The 14,784-nt window shown below is 56.4% G+C and carries 13 protein-coding genes and 2 tRNA genes; 7 read left to right on the top strand and 8 right to left on the bottom strand.

The genetic code is table 11. The annotated features are described in order from the left end of the window. Positions 1-131: 131 nt before the first annotated feature. Entirely contained in the window at positions 132-3,599 is a 3,468-nt protein-coding gene (locus tag AACY25_RS17760) for an indolepyruvate ferredoxin oxidoreductase family protein (RefSeq protein WP_339526349.1), read from the top strand. A 221-nt stretch (positions 3,600-3,820) separates the two neighbouring features. Beyond that, on the top strand, positions 3,821-4,873 hold the full coding sequence (locus AACY25_RS17755; RefSeq protein ID WP_339526347.1) for a Glu/Leu/Phe/Val dehydrogenase dimerization domain-containing protein: 1,053 nt from the start codon (positions 3,821-3,823) through the stop codon (positions 4,871-4,873). A gap of 317 nt (positions 4,874-5,190) precedes the next feature. Here AACY25_RS17755 and AACY25_RS17750 read toward each other — a convergent pair whose 3' ends face one another. Continuing rightward, positions 5,191-5,670: a GNAT family N-acetyltransferase gene (locus AACY25_RS17750; RefSeq protein WP_339526345.1), complete on the bottom strand. Its 480-nt coding sequence runs from the start codon at positions 5,668-5,670 to the stop codon at positions 5,191-5,193. Positions 5,671-5,804: 134 nt separating this feature from the next. Between AACY25_RS17750 and AACY25_RS17745 the strand changes: the two genes are divergently transcribed. The 4 genes from AACY25_RS17745 to AACY25_RS17730 all read left to right on the top strand — a co-directional run bounded on the left by AACY25_RS17745 (position 5,805) and on the right by AACY25_RS17730 (position 9,200). Continuing rightward, positions 5,805-5,879, top strand: a tRNA-Arg gene (locus tag AACY25_RS17745). Positions 5,880-6,350: 471 nt separating this feature from the next. Then, positions 6,351-7,019: a hypothetical protein gene (locus AACY25_RS17740; protein WP_339526344.1), complete on the top strand. Its 669-nt coding sequence runs from the start codon at positions 6,351-6,353 to the stop codon at positions 7,017-7,019. Between the two features lie 44 nt (positions 7,020-7,063). Next, entirely contained in the window at positions 7,064-7,771 is a 708-nt protein-coding gene (locus tag AACY25_RS17735) for a hypothetical protein (RefSeq protein WP_339526343.1), read from the top strand. Positions 7,772-8,195: 424 nt separating this feature from the next. Then, complete coding sequence (locus AACY25_RS17730; RefSeq protein WP_339526342.1) at positions 8,196-9,200, top strand: potassium channel family protein; 1,005 nt, start codon at positions 8,196-8,198, stop codon at positions 9,198-9,200. Positions 9,201-9,278: 78 nt separating this feature from the next. On the opposite strand, the gene AACY25_RS17725 is transcribed toward AACY25_RS17730, so the two are convergent. The 7 genes from AACY25_RS17725 to AACY25_RS17695 form a co-directional block, all read right to left on the bottom strand. Continuing rightward, complete coding sequence (locus AACY25_RS17725; protein ID WP_339526341.1) at positions 9,279-9,827, bottom strand: hypothetical protein; 549 nt, start codon at positions 9,825-9,827, stop codon at positions 9,279-9,281. A gap of 87 nt (positions 9,828-9,914) precedes the next feature. After that, a tRNA-Gly gene (locus AACY25_RS17720) sits at positions 9,915-9,988 on the bottom strand. Between the two features lie 94 nt (positions 9,989-10,082). Further along, a complete protein-coding gene (locus AACY25_RS17715; RefSeq protein ID WP_339526340.1) occupies positions 10,083-10,967 on the bottom strand; it encodes an alpha/beta fold hydrolase in 885 nt (294 codons plus the stop codon). Positions 10,968-11,368: 401 nt separating this feature from the next. After that, on the bottom strand, positions 11,369-12,061 hold the full coding sequence (locus tag AACY25_RS17710) for a pseudouridine synthase (RefSeq protein WP_339526339.1): 693 nt from the start codon (positions 12,059-12,061) through the stop codon (positions 11,369-11,371). Between the two features lie 2 nt (positions 12,062-12,063). Next, complete coding sequence (locus AACY25_RS17705) at positions 12,064-12,279, bottom strand: cysteine-rich CWC family protein (protein WP_339526338.1); 216 nt, start codon at positions 12,277-12,279, stop codon at positions 12,064-12,066. Further along, complete coding sequence (locus AACY25_RS17700; RefSeq protein ID WP_339526336.1) at positions 12,276-13,748, bottom strand: sensor domain-containing diguanylate cyclase; 1,473 nt, start codon at positions 13,746-13,748, stop codon at positions 12,276-12,278. Before AACY25_RS17700 ends, AACY25_RS17705 begins: the two co-directional genes overlap by 4 nt. Positions 13,749-13,872: 124 nt before the next feature. Next, the gene (locus tag AACY25_RS17695; protein WP_339526334.1) at positions 13,873-14,031 is read right to left on the bottom strand and encodes a hypothetical protein; all 159 of its coding nucleotides are present in this window, start codon (positions 14,029-14,031) and stop codon (positions 13,873-13,875) included. An 86-nt stretch (positions 14,032-14,117) separates the two neighbouring features. Here AACY25_RS17695 and AACY25_RS17690 point away from each other — a divergent pair, with 86 nt between their 5' ends. After that, the gene (locus AACY25_RS17690; RefSeq protein ID WP_339526332.1) at positions 14,118-14,780 is read left to right on the top strand and encodes a class I SAM-dependent methyltransferase; all 663 of its coding nucleotides are present in this window, start codon (positions 14,118-14,120) and stop codon (positions 14,778-14,780) included. Positions 14,781-14,784 lie beyond the last annotated feature (4 nt).

The following is a 14,784-nucleotide window of genomic DNA, read 5'->3' as shown; positions in this document are numbered from 1 at the left end:
AATAAAAAAGCCGCGCGCTCCGTTCATATTCTTGGCCATACGCCTTGTGGGGTGATCCCGCACTAGGCTTAACAAGGGTGGCATTAACCGTTGCCAACCCAGCTCTCGATAAAAATAACAGGAGCACCATCATGTCTCTGGCCGAGATCCGCCTGGATGACAAGTACCGCCTTGCTACCGGTCACCTCTATCTGACCGGCACCCAGGCGCTGACCCGCCTGCCCATGCTGCAGAAGCAACGCGACGCAGCTCATGGCCTGAATACCGCGTGCTTTATTTCCGGCTACCGTGGCTCACCCTTGGGCAACCTCGACAAGAGCCTGTGGGACGCCAAGCAGTACCTCAAAGAGAATCACATCCACTTTCAGCCGGGCGTCAACGAAGAGTTGGCCGCCACCGCCGTGTGGGGCAGCCAGCAAACCAGCCTGTTTCCTGGTGCACGCTACGACGGCGTGTTTGCCATGTGGTACGGCAAGGGTCCGGGCGTGGACCGTTGCGGTGATGTGTTCAAGCACGGCAACTCGGCCGGCGTCTCCGAGCATGGCGGCGTGTTGTTGCTGGCCGGCGATGACCATGGCTGCAAATCTTCCAGCATTGCCAACCAGAGCGAGCATGCGTTTATCGCCGCCTCGATCCCGGTGCTCAACCCGGCCAACGTTCAGGAAATTCTCGATTACGGCATCATCGGCTGGGAGCTGTCGCGCTACAGCGGTTGCTGGGTGGCGCTGAAAACCATCGCCGAGAACGTCGATTCCTCCGCCGTGGTGGATGTTGATCCGCTGCGCATGCAGGTGAAGATTCCCGAGGATTTCCAGCTGCCGGAAGACGGCGTATATATCCGCTGGCCGGACCCGCCCCTGGCTCAGGAGGCACGCCTCAATACCTACAAGATCTACGCCGCCCGCGCCTTCGCCCGGGCCAACAACCTCAACCAGATCAAGCTCGACTCGCCCAACCCGCGCCTGGGCATTATCACCACCGGCAAGTCCTACCTCGACGTGCGTCAGGCTCTGGATGACCTCGGTCTGGATGAAGCGCTGTGCGCCCAGGTGGGCCTGCGCGTGCTCAAGGTCGGCATGAGCTGGCCGCTGGAACCGGTGTCGGTGCATGAGTTCGCCGAAGGCCTGGACGAAATTCTGGTGATCGAGGAAAAACGCAGCATTATCGAAGACCAGCTCACCGGTCAGCTCTACAACTGGCCCGTGGGCAAGCGCCCGGTGGTAGTGGGCGAGTTCGACGAAGCCGGCCATTCGCTGCTGCCGAACCTCTCCGAACTGACCCCAGCGATGATCGCCCGCGCCATCGCCAAGCGCCTCGCACCGATCTACAGCAGCCCGCAAATCGAGGAGCGCCTGGCCTTCCTCGCGGCCAAGGAAGCCTCCCTGGCTGCGCCCAAGCACACCACTGTGCGCACCCCGCATTTCTGCTCCGGCTGCCCGCACAACACCTCGACCAAACTGCCGGAAGGCAGCCGCGCCCAGGGCGGTATCGGTTGCCACTACATGACCCAGTGGATGGACCGTAACACCGACACCTTTACCCAGATGGGCGGCGAGGGCGCGACCTGGATCGGTCAGGCGCCGTTTACCGACACCCCGCATATCTTCCAGAACCTCGGTGACGGCACCTACTTCCACTCCGGCCAGCTGGCCCTGCGCGCGTCCGTGGCTGCCGGGGTAAATATCACCTACAAGATCCTCTACAACGACGCGGTGGCCATGACTGGCGGCCAGCCAATCGACGGCGAACTGCGCGTCGATCAACTGAGCCAGCAGGTGTATGCCGAAGGGGTGAAACGTATCGCCCTGGTTACCGACGAGCCGGACAAGTACCCAACCCGCAACACCTTCGCGCCCATCGTCACCTTCCACCATCGCCGTGATCTGGATGCCGTGCAGCGCGAGCTGCGCGAGTTCCAGGGCTGTTCGGTGCTTATCTATGACCAGACCTGCGCCACCGAGAAACGCCGTCGGCGCAAGCGCGGCAAGCTGGTCGACCCGCAGAAGCGTGCCTTTATCAACCCGGCCGTGTGTGAGGGTTGCGGCGATTGCAGCGTGAAATCCAACTGCTTGTCGGTGTTGCCGCTGGAAACCGAGCTGGGGCGCAAGCGCGAGATCGACCAGAACTCCTGCAACAAGGATTTCAGCTGCGTTGAAGGCTTCTGCCCAAGCTTTGTCACCGTGCACGGCGGCAGCCTGCGTAAGCCGGAAGCCGTGGGCCTGAGCGCGCTGTTTATTGCCCTGCCAGAGCCCAAGCAGCCGACGCTGGACCGCCCCTGGAATATCCTCCTACCGGGTGTTGGCGGCAGCGGCGTAACCACCGTCGGCGCCTTGCTCGGCATGGCTGCGCATATCGAAGGCAAGGGCTGCAGCGTGCTTGATCAGGCTGGCCTGGCGCAGAAGTTCGGCCCGGTGATCACCCATATCCGCGTCGCCGCCAAGCAGGACGATATCTTTGCCGTGCGCATCGCCGCCGGTGAAACTGACCTGCTGCTGGGTTGCGATCTAGTGGTATCGGCCAGTGAAGAGGCCCTGGCCAAGCTGAATGACAAGATCGCCCATGCGGTGGTCAACAGCCATGAAGCGGCCACCGCCGAATTCACCCGCAACCCCGATGCTCAGGTGCCCGGCGCGGCCATGCGCGAGGCGCTGATCGAAGCGGTGGGCGCGAGCAAAACCCACTTTGTCGATGCCAGCCGCCTGGCCACCCGCCTGCTCGGCGACAGCATTGCCACCAATATGTTTACGCTCGGTTTCGCTTACCAGAAGGGCCTGGTGCCGGTGTCAGCCGAAGCCATCAACAAGGCCATCGAGCTTAACGGCGTGGCCGTGCAGCTCAATCAACAGGCATTCCTCTGGGGCCGTCGTGCGGCCCATGATGCGGTCGCCGTGGAACGTCTGGCCAAGCCAGAAGTGATCGAAGCGCCGCATTGCCAGACCCTGGAAGACATCATCGCCGACCGCGTTGTGCGCCTGACTGCCTACCAGAACGCCGCCTACGCCGAGCGCTACCGCGAGCAGGTGGCGCGGGTTCAGCAGGTCGACAAGAGCGCTGACCAAGCCTTGAGCAAGGCCGTGGCGCGTTACTACTTCAAGCTCTTGGCCTACAAGGACGAGTACGAAGTGGCGCGGCTGTATAGCGACGGCAGCTTTATCCGTCAGCTGGAAGCGCAGTTCAGCGGCGATTACCGCCTGGAATTCCACCTGGCCCCCAGCTGGCTGAGCAAGCCGGATGCCAGCACCGGCGAGCCGCGCAAGCGTCAGTTCGGCGCATGGATGCTCAAGGCTTTCGGCGTGCTGGCCAAGTTCAAGTTCCTCCGCGGTACGCCGCTGGACCTGTTTGGCTACAGCGCCGAACGCAAGCTGGAGCTGCAGCTGATCGACGACTACGAGCAGGATCTGGACTACCTGCTTAAGGAACTCAACGCCGACAACTACCGCACCGCGCTTGCCCTGGCTGAGTTGCCGGAGCAGATCCGCGGCTATGGCCACGTCAAGGAACGCAGCCTGGCCAAGGTGCGCGAGCAGAGTAACCAGCTCAAAGCGCGCATGCTGGTCAGCGAGATCCAGGCGGTGCAGTTGTTCGAACCGGCCGCTTGAGAGCCTGCCCACGATCTGCTGCGCGTCGGCGATACGGCGTTAAAAACAGCCTCGGAATGCTCATTTACAGCTCCGTAAACTCCGCTTCCTCGGCTGTTTTTGCCTTGTCTCGCTCTAGCTCGCGAGATCGTGAACAGGCTCTCCCACCTGATGCTTATAACCTTCACCCTCTCCCTTAACCGGGAGAGGGCGACCTCTTACAACAAAAAAACGAGGCACCTATGTCCGTGTTTTCCCATATCGATTTCGACCACCACGAACAGGTGGTCTACGGCCACGACAAGGCCAGCGGCCTGCGGGCGATTATTGCCATTCACAACAGCAACCTCGGCCCGGCCCTCGGCGGTTGCCGCATGTGGCCCTACGCCAATGACGATGAAGCGCTGCGCGATGTGCTGCGCCTGTCGCGCGGCATGACCTACAAATCGGCCCTGGCCAACCTGCCGCTGGGTGGCGGCAAAGCAGTGATCATCGGCGACCCGCATACCGGCAAGAGCGCGGCGCTGTTCCAGGCCATGGGTGATTTTGTCGACAGCCTCGGCGGCCGCTATATCACCGCCGCCGACTCCGGCACCGGTGTTGCGGAAATGCAGATCATGGCCGAGCGCACGCGCCACGTATCCGGCGCCGAGCTGCGTGAAGCCTTCGCCGGCGGTACACGCAATGGCGACCCGTCACCGTCTACCGCTTACGGCGTGTTTATTGGCATTCAGACCGCAGTCAAACACCGCCTGGGCCGTGATGATCTGCACGGTCTGAAAGTCGCGATCCAAGGGGTAGGGCAGGTGGGCTTCGACCTGGCGCGTCAGCTGAAAACCGCTGGTGCCGAGCTGTGGGTAACCGATATCGTCGAAGCCAATGTGCGCCGTGCGGTCGAGCAGTTGGGTGCAACCGCTGTGCCGCAGCAGGCGATTTTCGGCCTGGATGTCGATGTATTCGCGCCATGCGCCATGGGCGGCATTATCAACCAGCAAACCCTGGAAGCCCTGCGTGCGCCGATTATCGCTGGGGCCGCCAACAACCAACTGGCCGATGCCAGCCTGGCGGAAACCCTGCGCCGCAACGAATGCCTGTACGCGCCGGATTACGCGATCAATGCCGGCGGCATTATCGATGTCTGCTACGAACGCACCGGCGGCAGCGCCGCACAGCTCAAAGCGCACATCGAAGGCATCGGCGCGACCCTGGAGCAGATCTTCCAGCGCGCCGATGCAGCGAGCAAAACCACCGTAGAAATCGCCGATCAATTAGCCGAAGAGCGCTTCGGCCGCTAAAAACAGCGCACTACCGGCAGTTTTTGCAAACCCCGTAGGAGTGGCGGGAACGCCTAGTTCATGCCCGCGATGCTTCTCCGGTGGCCTCGGTTCGCGCTCAGCCTCCTACGGGTTGTCGTTGTAGGGTGGATGACGTTGTTTTCATCCACCACCGTGGCGCAATTGGTGGATGGGTGAAGCGTCATCCACCCTACGGTTCTGGCAGTTTTTGCAAACCCGTAGGAGCGGGCCATGCCCGCGATGTTTTTCCGGGTACCTCGGTTCGCGGGCAAGAACTAGGCGTCTCCCCCGTTCCTACAAAGGCCTTTGACATCTTCTTAATCCAGCATCAGCGCCAGACTAATCCCATGCGGCTTAAACCCCAGATTGGCATAAAACGCATGGGCGGCCTCACGGCTCTGGCTGCTGGACAGCGCAACCTTGTAACAGCCCCAGGCGCGGGCGCGTTCGATGGCTTTGCCCATCAGCGCCTGGCCAATCCCCAGGCCGCGTGCCTCAGTATCTACTACCACATCTTCAAGAATCGCCGAGCGGGCAAAGTTGTGCGCCAGGTGCTCAATCAGATTGATCGTGCAGGTGCCAAGTAACTTGCCGTCCCGCTCGGCCACCAGCACCACACGGCTTACCGGCAGCTCGCTCAAGCGCAAAGCCAAGAGCTTGGCATCGGCACGCGGCTCATCGGGCGCTAGCTGCTGCAGCAAGGCCGCCAGGGCAGCAGCATCGTTAACGCTGACCGCACGCAGATGAAAATCGGCAAAAGGCGAATCCGGCAGATGATGCGAAGCAGCGGGGCGCATGGCGATCTCCTCTCCTTATGACAGCCGGTTGGCAGTCAGTTGGCAGTATGGCGCCGAGATGATGGCAGCGGCATGACAAAACCGCCCAGGCTCGCTAAGATGCGGCCCGCTGGTGGCCCGTCTATCCAGCCTCGGTTCCCATAGTTCAATGGATAGAATAAGCCCCTCCTAAGGGCTAGATACTGGTTCGAATCCAGTTGGGAACGCCATCTACTGCAGCACATCAGGTTTTTTATCAAATACCTGGCGGTGTCTCGCGCTACTTAGCGCTTACGTCGTTTATCACTGGATTGTCTCGTTCAGCCAAATGCTGCTTTTGCTTTGGCCTAGGTGCGGCGCTTTAACCCAGAAAGCAAAAAGCCCCGAAACTGTTTGGTTCCGAGGCTTTTTGCGTTCTGCGATTTGGAGCGGGCGATGGGAATCGAACCCTCTGTTTCTGCCTGCGTTATCCCGCTAAGCCTTGCTATTCCTGGGGTCTAGCTAACTCATACCCGCATAAATCCGCTTTTCTTCGCTGTGATTTCGACACTCTTTCGACACCTCCTCTAGACAGCCTTGAGCCTTAACAGTAGCGTCTAGCCATCACTGCACTTTGGCTGATCTAGTGCGTGGGCACGCCATGTCGCTTTTCGCCTGCCTGAGCCGCGGCGTTAGCGGAACTTCATTTAGAGGGTTCAGTCGTGAACAAGAAAGGGATTTTTGAGTCATTGATATATCTGGACAAAGATTACATTTCTGCAAAATATGAAGAGATATCTGACTTTAGCCCTATTACATCAATAACCAAAACGGAAGGAATCAATGCAGGGATAAGAATCCCAATTCTAAGCGCTGGCGCAAGCTCAATAGAAAGCAAAACCTACACAATATCTACGAACACCATGCTTTCTGAATTAATAGACGAGCTTAATTTGATTCGTGACTTTTCAACCTACAAGCATGAAGTTGGACAGAAATCAAAGATAGCATGGGTGTCAGGTAGTCTTTCTGTAGCAAAAGTAAAGCTAAGTCAAACAAAACACACTAGCACGATTCTTGGCACTCCTAAGAAAAGCGACAAGCCGGTAACAGAAAACATAGCTGAAGAACGATTCTTCAAAATTGCCACTTCAGACAATACAAAATTCGCATTAATTACATCCCCCGATTACTTCTTTTCAGGGATAGACTCATTTCAATCATTACTTGGTACGGTTGTGCACCAAGTGGATATTCCCGTCCGAGCACTAGTTCGAGTGTTTTCATCTAAAAGCGCATTCGATGAGTGGATTGCAGCGCCACTTATAATAGTTGAGGAAGACCCTAGCAGTGCGCTCAAATTGTTCGCTGCGCCCACTGGGGCCAGCTAAAGCCAGCTCCCTAACCAAACGTTATGAGAAACCCAGGAGGGGCAATGAACAAAACAGGAGTTGTTAGGAATCCGCTTTCAGTGATCGCAATATTTGCTGGGATTGCAGAAATAAGTGGGACTGGAGTTTTGCCCTTTATAGCAGCAGAAAATCAAGCTTTATACATCTGGTTCTTAATGACATTTCCATTTGCTTTAGTTGTGTTTTTCTTCGCAACCCTGAACTGGAATCATAAAGCTCTATATGCTCCATCAGACTATAACAGCGACGAATCTTTTCTGGAAGGAATACGCGCATCCAGAGCAGGGCGACCCGAGGTGTCAAGTTTAGAAGAAACTATAGAGCACGATATTGAGACGGCGCTTGACTCCGTACTCCCAGAAAACAAAAATGATCCAGGTGTGAAAGTTAGAGTTGCAAACGCAATTAAAAGCTCAATAAAGAAAAGCTCATTTATAACCATTGACGCTAGTCCATTAACCGGAAACAAGCTACACATTTTTGAGTTACCGTTCGTGGCATTCCCTTCTCTAAATAGCTTAACAGATGAGATTTACTTTCTTATTAACAGCCACGTACCTCCTTTTGAATACGGCCACTCCTGGGTTCTAAGGAAATCTGAAAATCGTGAAATAATAAAAAACGCAAGAATGATTACAAGAACTGAGAAAGGTGTTCCTTGCCCTGATACTAGAAGCTTGAAAGAGGTAGGCATTGAGCCTGGCATGGCTCTATTGGTAACGCGTCCTTAATCTTTACAAGTGGATCAAGTCACTCGTTTCGCTCACTGGGACAGGCTAAAGCCCGCCCTAACCAAACGTTGTACAAAATCAAGGAAGTGAATAATGTCTACTGAATATGATGGAAAGAAGATATACAAATATATGAGTGCGAGTCAGGCGGAGTTTGAAATTCGTGGCGACAAAATACATAAGTATATGAGTGCAGCCCGTATATCAGATAAAAGGAAACAAAATCCATAAATACATGAGCGCATCACAAGCGGAGTTCGAAATCAAAGGTAATAAAATTTATAAGTTTATGAGTGCCTCGCAAGCAGTTTACGAAATTAGGTAGTTTTTCGTATAACAAGGCGCTTAAATTACTCATTTGGTTTGTTGGGGCTTGCTAAGGCAAGTTTTTTGGATTAATCGTTAAGCTTCAAGAAAAATTAATATGAAACATATAGTTAGAACCAAAATGGATAGATTTAATTTCTTTCGAGCAAGGCATAAATATATATTTCAGTACGGGCAGATAATAGTTGTCGCTGCACTGATTTTCTATATTCCAAAACTTTTGAGTTTGCTCGGGATCTACGAGATAAAGCCCGGGGAGTTTTTTGATCCAGGTATTAATACACCTATAGATGCTATCTATTTCAGTATCGTATCCATAACAACCCTTGGGTTTGGCGATATTAATCCAACATCTCAAATTATGAGAGCTGTAGTGGCAATTGAAGTGCTTCTCGGGATTATTACGATTGGCCAAGCTCTTCATTCAATTACGGTTAAAGCAGAAGAAGATAAACGATTGCCTCATAGGCTTGCAGCATATGAGGATGTCCGGTTGTTAACTTGTAGGTTGATTTCTTACTGGAAGGATATTTATCTGCAGTCTGTGCCAGATAAATATCCCGACACACTAAAAGGTCTCTTGTCTCAAGAGAGTATTAATAAGATGGCGATGTGCTTGGATCTTGATGCGAAGCCTAGCGTCACTCCACCAAGAACTTGGTGGCAGTGGCTGCCTGAACAATTGAAAAATATGTCTGCTATGGCAGATAAGATCATCGAGCGTCATGTGCAGGTGCTAGATCCGATGGCATACAGCTATATTCATAGTTTGTTATCTGATGGAGTACTTTCTCCAATGAAAGTAAGCATCATATTAACCATTAGGCAGTCAGATCAAGCTAATGGATTTCCACGCCCTACTAATTATGGAAACTATCTTGCGGATAATGAAGAGTCTTTGCGGCCGATAATAAGTTTGGATGAATGGTGCAGGCAAGAATATGAAGCTCTAGGTATAATTAGTAAGCATCCAATAAAAAAGCCTTTTGTGGTGCCAGAAGTAAAGGGAGTAAATAAAAGCCCTGCAAGCCTTATTTCACAAGAAAAATTTCAGTCTCAATTGCAAAAACTAGCGGAGTTTAGAGCGCGTGATAAAGCTTAACAAGTCAATCAACTTCGCGCTTGCGGCGCCGGACGTAGCAAAGCTGCGCCGGTTATTGATGCGTTATAGGCTGCACCACTAGTTTCTATACTGCAGCCCAACGCGAGACTTACAGTTTCTTTGCTCAACGCTTCCATTAGGGCGGCTTCCGCATACCCAGTCTTTTAGTTTTTGCTCTTCTTTGATCACTGTTACTCGCATTTTTGCGGCGGGTTTTTCTGATTCGATTGGTTTATAGGTTTCTTCGAAGGCCAACACGTTATCTGCGCCTCGCGGTTTGTAGTTCAGATCATTGAACACTGTTTGTTTGGTGGCGGTGTTTTCGCTTGTAGGCAGTTCCGCTTGCGGTTGAGACGTTGCGTCTCGCCTTGCCTGCTCTTCGACCACTTTTCTCCAATCCGTCTCGGGCTCTGCTCGACGGATCTCGGCAACTGGTACGGGTTTCGACTGTTGTTTGCTTTCGGCCAGGTTCTTTACGGTGCCCTGCAGGAAGGCTTGGCTTGCTACGTAAAGTGCGCCGATGGTGATAACGGTGCCGATCAAGCCCGGTATCACCACTCCCAGGTTGCCGCGCTTGCGGCTGTTGCTTCTGATCCATTCGGGGGCGTCATGCCTGTCAGCCTTCATCCTTTTCTCTCCCTGTCCGTCGGGCGTACCCCAGAAGCAAAAAGCCCCGAAATCTTGTTAGAAATCAGGGCTTTAAAAACTACGATTTGGAGCGGGCGATGGGAATCGAACCCACAGCTCTAGCTTGGGAAGCTAGGGTATTACCACTATACGACGCCCGCAGCGGGTGCCTTTATACCGGAAGTTTTGGTTGAAATGAAGTCCGCGCCCCGGTTATCTGCAATAACGCGGTGCGGGCGCGGGTGTGTATAGGCTTCATACGGCCAGCGCGTGCAGTACGTCCATCTGTGGGCGGTAGTGGGTCTGGCGCAGTGGCTTGCTCTGCAGGAAGCCCAGCAGTGCGGCCTGGCTCTGCAGCCATGCGGCTTTGTGTTCCATGTCGAGGAAGTGCCCGGCGTTGTCGATGGTGACGAACTGGCAGTCGTTCAGGTGCTTGGCAAACAGGCGCACGTCGGCTGGCGAGGTGTAGGCGTCGTGTTCGCCGTTGACGAATAGCAGCGGGATCTCGATGCCTGCCAGGCACTGCATCTGGCAATGGGCGTCGAGGTGCAGTACCTGGTGCACATGGGCATGCATTTGCTGGTATTCGTGGCTGTCGAGGCTGCTGATATGGCGATGGTTATAGCGCTTGAACAGCGACGGCAGGTAGCGCCCGATGGTGCTGTTGACCAGGTGACCGAGTTGGTCGCCGTCGAGGGCGTGCAGATGGGTCAGGCCTTGTTCCAGGTAGTCGACCATCGGCTCGTTGAGCAACGGCGAGAAGGAGGTGATGACCGCCTTTTCAATACGCGCCGGGCGCTGGGCCAGGGCGAGCATGGCGGCGACGCCTCCCCAAGAGAACGACATCAGGTGGTGGGCGCGGAACTGTTCGATCAGTTCGAGCAGGATGCTGGCCTCGTCTTCCTTGGTGATCGGCTGGTGGTGATGGTTGTGCGGCTTCGACTGGCCGGCATAGGGCTGGTCGTAGAGCACCACATTGAACTGGGTACGCAGGTATTTGACCGTTTGCGCGAAGGCTGCGGTGGTGGAGAGTGAGCCGTTAACCAGGATGATGGTCTTGCGCGCGCTCGGATTGGCGTAGAACTCCGTGTAGATCTTGTAGATCCCGTGAACATCGACGACAGCGGTGGCTGGCTTCATGTCGTTTCCTCCTGGCGCAAAAGTGGGCATGGCAAAACGGCGGTGCCGTTAAACCGGGCTAAGCAGGACAATCAGGAAAGCGCCTGGACGTGACAACAAGATGTCAGGCTGGAGGATTTTATAAGTTATTTATTTTCAATCAGTTAGGGCTGAAATAGAGCATCCGTCCACGACCTTTTGGCAGGTGTGGAGTGGCGTCTTTGACCAGGCAGGAACCCATTTCGCGCAGTGCGCAAGTAACCGATGGAACGCTTAGATGGCTTGCGTGACTGTTCAGTCACGATAAGACCTTATGGTTTGATTTAAGCAGCCGTGTTCCTGCTGGCGCAAGTGAATATTGGGATATCGAACAACCGTTTGTCGGTTAGCTAGCTAAGTATGTGACTTGTGCAGGGGTGGCCTTAGACGCAGGCGATTTCCGCTGTCGTCAGGGCGCGGTACTGGCCGGGGGCTAAGTGCGGATCGAGTTGGATGGCGCCCATGCTTAGGCGATGCAGGCCGATGACCTTGTTCTGGAAGTGGCCAAACATGCGCTTGACCTGATGGTAGCGGCCTTCGTGCAGGGTCAGCAGGGCGCTGTGGCTACCGAGAATGACCAATTCGGCGGGCAGGGTGGTGAGGTCTTCATAGGCGAGGTACAAGCCGCGGGCGAACACCTCGATGTACTCAGGAGTAATCGGCTGTTCGGTTTTAACCCGGTAGACCTTACCCAGGCGGCTGCGCGGTTCGGTTAGGCGGCGCGACCACTGGCCGTCGTTGGTGATCAGCAGCAGGCCGCTGGTATTCAGGTCCAGGCGGCCGGCCAGGTGCAGGTCGGCTTTGTCCGGTTCATCAAGTAAATCCAGCACGGTGCGGTGCTGCTCATGCGCGGTGGCGCTGACCACGCCGATGGGTTTGTGCAGCATAAAGTAGCGTGCGGCTTTGCCGGCCTGCAGCAGCTCGCTATCAACCTCGATACGGCTGAACTGGCTGACTTCGTATAGGCCATCGCAAATCACCGCGCCGTCCACTCGCACGCGGCCGCTGGCCAGCAGTTGGCGGGCGGCCTGGCGATTGAACTGGGGCAGGTTGCTGAGAAAGCGGTCGAGACGCATGGTTAATCAGCTGCTGGCTGCGTCTCAGGCGGCAGGCCCTGGGCGCAGCGTGGGCACAGGCAGCTGCGGTTGCGCTGCTCGGGCGGCAGCTTGGCCAGCTGCGCGGCATCGACAGGCACGCTAAAACACCAGCACTCGCTCACCGGTGCGGCGGCGCCAGCCTGGGCGCACTGGTTGAGCTGCCCACAGCAGGGGCAGCGGCTGGTGTCATCACTCACGCGGTTTCTTCACACAGGCGGTTGCGGCCGCCCTGTTTGGCCCGGTACAGGGCACGGTCGGCGCGGGTGATCAGCTGCTCCAGGGATTCATCGGCATGCAATTGCGCCAGGCCGATGCTGGTGGTGATGCGCAGCTGCGCGCCGTTGAAGCTGATGCTGCTTTGCTCGGTTTGCTGGCGGATTTTCTCGCCCAGCTCGCGGGCCTGCTCGGGTGTGGTGTCCTTGAGCAGCAGAATAAATTCCTCGCCACCCCAGCGGCAGATGATGTCGGACTGGCGCAGGGTGCTGCGCAGGTCGCTGGCAAAGCGGCGCAGCACTTCATCACCGGCCATATGGCCATGGTTGTCGTTGAGCTGCTTGAAGTTGTCCAGATCGAGCATCAGGGCGCACAGCGCGCTCGGGCTGCGCCTGGCTTCCTGCACGGCCTGGTTGGCCAGCAGATCGAAGCCACGGCGGTTGGGCAGCTCGGTGAGCAGGTCGGTGGTGGCCAGGGCGCTGATGCGCCGTTGATAGCGGCGTAGCACCAGGCTGACCAGGCTGATGACGATAACGGTGACCACCAGGCAGATCAGCAGATTGAGGTACAGCGACTTGCGGATGCCGGCGACCGCGCCGTCTTCGTGCTTGTCGACAAACAGGTACCAGTTCAGCTCGGGGATAAAACGCACATTGAGGAAGTGATCGCGGCCGTGTTCCTGATACTCGAAGTCGCCGCTTTGCGGATGCGGCAACTTGGCCTGTAGTTCTTCCAGGCCGGGGATTTCGCTGAGCGACTGGCCAACCCGCGCGCCCATCGGCCCGCCGCTGGCGCCGGTGAGGACCAGCAGGCCATTGGTGTCGACAAAGAACACACTGCGCTCATAGCGTTGCTGGTAGGTGTCGATCAGGTTGACCACCGCATCCACGGTCAGGCCGACGCCGGTCGCGCCGATAAAGCGCTGCTGGTAGTCGAACACCTTGTAATTGATAAACACGGTCATGCGGTCGTTGTTGGCCATGTCGACATCGACATTGATTTCGTAAGGCGTCTGCATGTCGCGCACGCGGAAATACCAGTCATCACGCGGCTCATCTTCCTGCACCTGCTTGAGCACGCCTTTGGCCTGGTAGTAGGTGTGGGTTTTCTCCGAGACGAAGAAGCTGGTGACCGTGGCGTAATGCTCCTGCACCTCGCGCAGGTAGCGGGTGATCTGCTCCGCGTCCTTCTCGCCGCCCAGCACCCAGTCGCGCACGTAGGTGTCGCGGGACATCATCGAGGAAATCAGGATGGGCCGAACCAGGTCCTTCTGGATTTCCGAGTAGACGTTGTCCGAGGTCAGCGGCAATTCGGTGTTGATGATCCCGGCGCGGATCGAATCTAGAGCGGTGTAGTAACTGGCCAGGGAGGTGGCGAGGAAGCCACAACCGAGCAGAACCAGCAGCAGCGCAATCAAGGACCATTGGCGGGCCAGGGGAGATTTGTGAGACATGCAAGGCTCTGCTGGTTAAATAATCGCCGCATTGTAGCGCCCGGCACCGGCCGGCGCTGCTGAAACATGGGGCCTTGGCCGATTTACGGGCGCGCATGGCGCTTGCTGCGCCAGGCCCTGAGGACTAAGGTGCGGCGACCAGACCGTTGAAAAAACGTTGGCGAGGCAGCCAGCGCAAGGCAAAAACAGGCGAGAAGCGGAGTTTACGAGCTGTAAATGAGCATTTGAGCCTGTTTTTAACGCCGCGATGGCAGCGTAGGTAGTTTTTCAACATCTGGTACACGAAGAGTCTCCTTGGTGACCCGTACGCTGCTCGTACGCCTTGCTGATCTGCCCCTGACCGCAGTCCTTTCAGCACACCGAGCCCCCATGCCCAGCGCGCCCGCCAGCTATCGCATCAAATATTCCACCCTGAGCATCGGGCTGGAGGATTTTCACCTGTGCTCGCTACGTGACAAACAGCAGTTTTCCGACCTCGACGGCCTGGCGGAAAAAGCCGGAATCTCTTCAGCTACCTGGTCGCTGTTCGGTCAGCTGTGGCCGGCTGGTGAAGTGCTGGCGCAAACCCTCAGCGGCATGTCAGTGGATGGGCTGCGGATTCTCGAACTGGGCTGCGGCCTGGGGCTGACCAGCCTGGTGCTGCAGCGCCTGGGAGCGGATATCACCGCCAGCGACTACCACCCGCTGGCGGGCGAGTTTCTGCTGCGCAATGCCGCGCTTAATCAACTGGAACCGGTGCCCTATCAGAGTTGCGATTGGGCTGAGGACTATCAGCAGCTGGGTCTGTTTGATCTGGTGATCGGCAGCGATCTGCTTTACGAGCGCGACCACCCGAGCCTGCTGGCCGGGTTTATCGACCGCCATTGCAATCGCCATGCGGCGGTGCTGATTGTTGACCCTGGCCGCGGCAACAGCGCGCGGTTTTCCCGGCATATGCTGGAGCACGGCTACCTGCAGCTGGCCGATAGCCTGAATCTGCTGGATAACCCGGATGCGCCGTTTAAAGGGCGCATCCTGAGCTATCGGCGCTAGCTCC

Source organism: Pseudomonas sp. EA_35y_Pfl2_R111, from assembly GCF_963970955.1.
Classification (GTDB): Bacteria; Pseudomonadota; Gammaproteobacteria; order Pseudomonadales; family Pseudomonadaceae; genus Aquipseudomonas.
This window is presented reverse-complemented; position numbering and strand designations above follow the sequence as displayed.

Coding starts and splice junctions, on each gene's coding strand:
- AACY25_RS17760 (WP_339526349.1), top strand. CDS start 132: ATGTCTCTGGCCGAGATCCGCCTGGATGACAAGTACCGCCTTGCTACC.
- AACY25_RS17755 (WP_339526347.1), top strand. CDS start 3,821: ATGTCCGTGTTTTCCCATATCGATTTCGACCACCACGAACAGGTGGTC.
- AACY25_RS17750 (WP_339526345.1), bottom strand. CDS start 5,670: ATGCGCCCCGCTGCTTCGCATCATCTGCCGGATTCGCCTTTTGCCGAT.
- AACY25_RS17735 (WP_339526343.1), top strand. CDS start 7,064: ATGAACAAAACAGGAGTTGTTAGGAATCCGCTTTCAGTGATCGCAATA.
- AACY25_RS17730 (WP_339526342.1), top strand. CDS start 8,196: ATGAAACATATAGTTAGAACCAAAATGGATAGATTTAATTTCTTTCGA.
- AACY25_RS17725 (WP_339526341.1), bottom strand. CDS start 9,827: ATGAAGGCTGACAGGCATGACGCCCCCGAATGGATCAGAAGCAACAGC.
- AACY25_RS17715 (WP_339526340.1), bottom strand. CDS start 10,967: ATGAAGCCAGCCACCGCTGTCGTCGATGTTCACGGGATCTACAAGATC.
- AACY25_RS17710 (WP_339526339.1), bottom strand. CDS start 12,061: ATGCGTCTCGACCGCTTTCTCAGCAACCTGCCCCAGTTCAATCGCCAG.
- AACY25_RS17700 (WP_339526336.1), bottom strand. CDS start 13,748: ATGTCTCACAAATCTCCCCTGGCCCGCCAATGGTCCTTGATTGCGCTG.
- AACY25_RS17690 (WP_339526332.1), top strand. CDS start 14,118: ATGCCCAGCGCGCCCGCCAGCTATCGCATCAAATATTCCACCCTGAGC.